General features: G+C 30.8%; 5 protein-coding genes. All 5 read left to right on the top strand.

What is annotated here, in order from left to right; translation table 11 throughout:
- Positions 1 to 239 precede the first annotated feature (239 nt).
- The 5 genes from CLPUN_RS22645 to argB all read left to right on the top strand — a co-directional run bounded on the left by CLPUN_RS22645 (position 240) and on the right by argB (position 6,295).
- The gene (locus CLPUN_RS22645) at positions 240 to 1,463 is read left to right on the top strand and encodes an argininosuccinate synthase (protein WP_077849486.1); all 1,224 of its coding nucleotides are present in this window, start codon (positions 240 to 242) and stop codon (positions 1,461 to 1,463) included.
- Positions 1,463 to 2,854 (top strand): argininosuccinate lyase, encoded by a 1,392-nt coding sequence (argH, locus tag CLPUN_RS22640; RefSeq protein WP_077849485.1) that lies wholly within the window; start codon positions 1,463 to 1,465, stop codon positions 2,852 to 2,854. The genes CLPUN_RS22645 and argH overlap by 1 nt, the downstream gene beginning before the upstream one ends.
- 110 nt (positions 2,855 to 2,964) lie before the next feature.
- Positions 2,965 to 3,999 carry an N-acetyl-gamma-glutamyl-phosphate reductase gene (gene argC / locus CLPUN_RS22635; protein WP_077849484.1) on the top strand — a complete coding sequence of 345 codons (1,035 nt, stop codon included), beginning with the start codon at positions 2,965 to 2,967 and terminating at the stop codon, positions 3,997 to 3,999.
- Positions 4,000 to 4,030: 31 nt separating this feature from the next.
- Entirely contained in the window at positions 4,031 to 5,254 is a 1,224-nt protein-coding gene (argJ, locus tag CLPUN_RS22630) for a bifunctional glutamate N-acetyltransferase/amino-acid acetyltransferase ArgJ (protein WP_077849483.1), read from the top strand.
- Positions 5,255 to 5,440: 186 nt separating this feature from the next.
- A complete protein-coding gene (argB, locus tag CLPUN_RS22625) occupies positions 5,441 to 6,295 on the top strand; it encodes an acetylglutamate kinase (protein WP_077849482.1) in 855 nt (284 codons plus the stop codon).
- The last annotated feature ends 3 nt before the right edge of the window (positions 6,296 to 6,298 follow it).

The raw sequence follows: 6,298 nt of genomic DNA, 5'->3' as shown, positions 1-6,298 counted from the left end.
GAATAAATATTTACTATAGATGTATATAATTTATATAATTATACAAATAAAATTAATGCATAAAAACACTTTTTTTATGCATTAATTTCATATTTTTATGTATATTATTTATATTTTAATGAATATTGTTGCTGATAGCACTTGATTTTTTCATTTGAAAAATGTATAATTATTAACATCAGATTAACTTAGAAATTTTATTAATTTATTTTTATATATTTATCGAGGAGGCTTTTAAAATGACAAAGTATAATAAAGTGGTTTTAGCATATTCTGGAGGATTAGATACGTCAATTATTATTCCATGGCTTAAAGAAAATTACGGATGTGAAGTTATAGCTGTTTGTGGAAATGTAGGTCAAAAGGATGAATTAGACGGATTAGAAGAAAAAGCAATTAAAACAGGAGCATCAAAATTGTATATAGAAGATTTAACTCAAGAGTTTGTTGATGATTATATCTTCCCTACTATTCAAGCTGGTGCTATATATGAAGGAAAATATTTATTAGGAACTTCATTTGCTAGACCAATAATCGGAAAAAGATTGGTTGAAATTGCAAAAGAAGAAGGTGCAGATGCAATTTGTCATGGATGTACTGGTAAAGGAAATGACCAAGTAAGATTTGAAATGGCTGTTAAAGCGTTTGCTCCAGAAATGCCAATAATTGCACCTTGGAGAATTTGGGATATTAAATCAAGAGAAGATGAAATAGATTATGCAGAAGCTAAGAATATTCCATTAAAAATTAATCGTGAAACAAACTACAGTAAAGATAAAAACATTTGGCACTTAAGTCATGAAGGTTTGGATTTAGAATTCCCTGAAAATGAACCACAATATGATAAAATCTTAGAACTTTGCAAAACACTAGAAGCTGCTCCAAATGAAGCGACTTATATCACTCTAACTTTCGAAAAAGGAAATGCTATTGCTTTAAACGGACAAAAGATGAACAGTGTTGAATTATTAGATGCGTTAAATAAAGTTGGTGGCGAAAATGCTATTGGTCTTATTGATATGGTAGAAAACAGACTTGTTGGTATGAAATCAAGAGGAGTTTACGAAACTCCAGGTGGAACTATCCTTTACAAAGCTCATAAAGATTTAGAAGAACTTTGCTTAGATAAAGAAACTTCACACTATAAGGAACAAATAGCTTTAAAATTTGCTGACATAGTATATAATGGGCAATGGTTTACTCCACTCAGAGAAGCATTATCTGAATTTGTTAAAAAAACTCAAGAAACAGTTACAGGAGAAATTAAATTAAAACTATACAAAGGAAATATTGTCAATGCCGGTATGACATCCCCTTATTCATTATATAGCGAAGAATATGCAACTTTTGGAGAAGATGGAGTATATGATCAAAAAGATTCAGCTGGATTCATAAATCTATTTGGTCTTCCAACAATTGTAAATGCTAAAATGAATGAAAAAATTAAGAAAGAGGAAATATAATGAAGCTTTGGGGCGGGCGATTTAAAAAAGGTACTGACAAATTAGTTAATGATTTTAATTCTTCTATAAATGTTGATTGTAGAATGTATAAAGAAGATATTGAAGGAAGTCTTGCTCATGCTTCAATGCTTGGAAGCCAAAATATAATTCCAAAAGAAGCTAGTGATCGAATTACTTCTGGTCTTCTTGAAATCTTAAAGAGAATGGAAAATGGAGTTATTGAAGTTGATGAAACATCTGAAGATATACACAGTTTTATTGAAGGTACTTTAACTTACTATATTGGCGATAACGGGAAGATGCTTCATACTGGTCGAAGCAGAAATGACCAAGTAACTTTAGATTTAAGATTATATTTAAAAAAGGCAATTGTATCATTAAAAGAAGATATTATAGCTTTAGAAGAAGTTCTATTGGAAAAAGCTAATGAAAATATAGAGACTATAATGCCTGGATATACTCATATGCAAAAGGCACAACCTATAACTTTTGCTCATCACATTTTAGCTTATGCTGAAATGCTTAAAAGAGATTTTGGAAGACTTTCTGATTGTTACAAGAGAGTTGATGAAATGCCTCTAGGTTCTGGAGCATTAGCTACTTCTACTTATCCTATTGATAGAGAAGCTGTTGCACGTGACCTTGGTTTTGCAAAAGTTACACTAAACAGTTTGGATTCTGTATCTGATAGAGATTATGCTATTGAAACACTTTCTTGTCTTTCAATGATAATGATGCATCTATCAAGATTTTCAGAAGAAATTATCCTTTGGTGTACTAATGAATTTAGTTTTATTGAACTTGATGATGGTTATAGTACTGGAAGCAGTATAATGCCTCAAAAGAAAAATCCAGACGTTGCAGAATTAGTTAGAGGAAAAACTGGCAGAGTTTATGGAGATCTTATGACGTTGCTTACTGTTATGAAAGGAATTCCTCTTGCTTATAACAAAGATATGCAAGAAGATAAGGAAGCTCTTTTTGATGGATTGGACACTGTTACCCTTTCACTTAAAACTTTCTGTGGAATGGTTAAAACCATGAAGGTTAAAAAGGATAACATGAGAAAAGGTGCAGGACTTGGATTTACTAATGCTACTGATGTAGCTGATTACTTAGTAAAAAAAGGTATACCATTTAGAAATGCTCATGAAGTAGTTGGAGAAATAGTTCTTGAATGTATTAAAAGAAACAAGATGATTGAAGAATTAACACTTAAAGAACTTAAAGAATTCTCTCCTATTTTTGAAGAAGATATTTATCATGCAATAGATCTATTAACTTGTGTAGAAGAGCGTAAGGTTATTGGTGGTCCTTCTACAGAATCAGTTAAAATTCAAATTGCAGCATTAGAAAACTTTATAAATGAATTTAAATCAGTTAACAGTTAATTAAGGACAGTTAACAATTGAAGATTAGTTATAGCCTTCTCTGAATGGATTGTCTTCAAGTGTTAACTGTTACCTATTACTAACTGAATCTTTAAGGGGGCTAATTAGAAATGGTTAAGGTCGGAATAATAGGTGCTACAGGATACGTTGGTGCTGAACTTTTAAGGTTACTATTATCTCATCCAAAAGTTAAAGTTGCTGCTTTAAGCTCTGTTTCTTTTGAAGGACAAGAAATTAGTAATGTATATACAAGTTTTTTCAATAAAACAAACTTAATTTGCGAATCTGCAAAAGATGTTATTGAAAAATGTGATGTAATTTTCACTGCACTTCCTCATGGATTAAGTGAAGATATAGCAAAAAAAGCAATTTACAGCAATAAAATTTGTATTGATATGGGTGCAGATTTTAGATTATCTAATGAAACTGAATATGAAGAATGGTATGGCAAAAAATTCACACAACCTGAAATACATGACAATAGTATTTATGGTCTTCCAGAATTAAATAGAGGAAAAATCAAAAAGAGTTCTCTAATTGCTAATCCTGGCTGCTATCCAACAACTATCGAATTAGGATTAATGCCACTATTAAAAAATTCATTAATTAAATTAGAAGGTATTATTTGTGATTCTAAATCTGGAACAACAGGTGCTGGAAGAGGTTTAACTTTAAATACTCATTTCCCAGAAGAGAATGAAACTTTTGCGCCATATAAAGTTGGAGCTCATAGACATACTCCTGAAATTGAAGAAATATTATCTACTATGGCAAATGATAAAGTAAATATTACTTTTACGCCTCACCTACTTCCTATTAACAGAGGGATACTTTCGACTATTTATTGTACTCCACAAGACAACGCAAATATTGAAGAAATTTACAAATTATACGTAAATTTTTATAAAGATGAACCATTTGTTAATATTTTACCACTTGGAGAAACTGCTTCAATAAAAAATGTAAGATTAACAAATGACTGTTGTATTTCTCTACATTTAAATCATAGAAAAGATCAAATCATAATTGTAAGTTCAATAGATAACATGATTAAAGGCGCTGCGGGACAAGCGATTCAAAACATGAATATTGTTTTAGGTTTTAATGAAACAGATGGATTAAATCTAATTGCACCAGCATTTTAGCCATTTAAGATAAATTAAGGGGGTTATAAATTTGAATATAAAATATCTAGATGGTGGAGTCACAGCTCCTAACGGTTTTTTAGCTTCAGGTATACACTGTGGATTAAAGAAAAGTAACTTAAAAAAAGATTTAGCTTTAATATATTCTGAAGTACCAGCAGCATCTGCTGGAATGTACACTAAAAATAAAGTCAAGGGAGCTCCTATTTACATTACAAAGGAGCATTTAACTAACAAAAAAGCACAAGCAATAATTATAAATAGTGGTAACGCTAATACTTGTAACGGGGATGATGGCTTAAATAAAGCAAAAAAAATGACTTCATTACAAGCTAAGGAATTAAAATTAAAAACAGATGATGTTTTAGTTGCTTCTACAGGGGTGATTGGGGTTCCTCTAAATATAGATGCAGTTAAAAGTGGCATTCCTTTACTTACTGAAAAATTATCAAAAGAGGGTTCTAATGATGCATCTTTAGCTATTATGACAACCGATACATTTCAAAAACAATTGGCTTTAGAATTCTACATAGGCGATAAAAAGGTTACTATGGGTTCAATGGCAAAAGGCTCAGGAATGATTGAACCAAACATGGGAACAATGCTTTCATTTATTACAACCGACCTTTCTATCTCTTCTGAACTTCTGCATGAAGCACTAAAATCAAGCGTTAATATAACTTATAATAGAGTTAGTGTTGATGGCGACACAAGTACTAATGACATGATATTAATATTAGCTAATGGTTTAGCCGAAAATTCTACTATAACAGAAAAAGATGAGAATTATTATGTTTTCCTTGAAGCTCTTACTAATCTAAATACTATCATGGCTAAAAATATTGCTAAAGATGGTGAAGGTGCCACAAAATTATTAGAATGTAAAATAATAGGAGCAAGTACTGAAGAAGATGCTGTTGTTTTAGGTAAAAGTGTTATTAATTCCAGCTTAGTAAAAACTGCAATGTTCGGAAGCGATGCAAACTGGGGCAGAATCCTATGTGCTCTAGGATATACAAAAATTGATTTTGATCCTAAAAAAGTTGATGTTTCTTTTGAAAGTACTGCTGGTTCTATAAAAGTTTGTGAAGCAGGTAGTTCTTTACCTTTTGATGAAGATATAGCTAAAAAGATTCTAAATGAAAATGAAATTGTTATTAAAGTTAATTTGTTCTTAGGTAACTATGATGCTTATGTTTGGGGCTGTGACCTAAGTTATGAATACGTGAAAATAAACGGAGACTATAGAAGTTAAAACAGTTAAAAGTTAAAAGTTGAATATGAAAACTCCAACAATAAGGTTCGAAAAAACAACTCATATATTTTGGTTCTCAAACTTTCACACAGTGAATTTTATATTTGGTTATCAGAACTTTTCCTATGGTTTTTTTCCTTAACTTTTAACTCTTAATTCTTAACTGAATGAAATGAGGTTTTTAAATTGAATCATAATGAAAGAGCTGAGATATTAGTTCAAGCTTTACCTTATATACAAAAATACTATGGAAAAACAATCGTAGTAAAATATGGTGGAAATGCAATGGTAAGCGAAGAACTTCGCGAAACAGTAATAAATGATATTATTTTAATGAAATGTGTTGGAATTCAACCTGTTGTTGTACATGGTGGTGGACCTGATATTTCAGATTTATTAGATAGATTAAATCACAAAAGTGAATTTATTAATGGCTTAAGATATACTGATGATTCTACTATTGAAGTAGTTCAAATGGTTTTGGGTGGCAAAGTAAATAAAAATTTAGTTTCTTTAATAGAAAAGTTTGGTGGCAAAGCTATTGGCTTATGTGGAATGGATGGTTCTCTTTTAAAAGCTAAGAAAATAGAATCTGATGTTGACTTAGGTTATGTAGGTGAAATAACCAAAGTTAATACGGAAATACTAAAAACTACTATAAGTTCAGGTTATATACCTGTTGTTGGCAGTGTAGCTTTAGGTGAAGATGATAATAAAGCATATAATATAAATGCTGATACTTGCGCAGCAAAAATTGCATCTGCATTAAAAGCGGAAAGATTAATACTGCTTACTGATGTACCAGGAGTTATGAGAGATCCAAAAGATATTTCTACTCTAATTAGTACATTGCGATTACATCAAATACCGAAATTATGCCTTGAAGGTATAATCAAAGGTGGCATGATTCCTAAAATTGATTGCTGTGTTGAAGCAATTAGAATGGGGGTTGAAAAAGCAACTATTCTTGATGGGCGTATACCTCATTCACTTCTTTTAGAACTATTCTCACCTGAAGGTATCGGAACAATAATATACTAAACT

This window comes from Clostridium puniceum (genome assembly GCF_002006345.1).
Lineage (GTDB): Bacteria > Bacillota > Clostridia > Clostridiales > Clostridiaceae > Clostridium > Clostridium puniceum.
The sequence above is the reverse complement of the archived record's forward strand: the minus strand, read 5'-3'. Positions and strand labels throughout refer to the sequence as shown.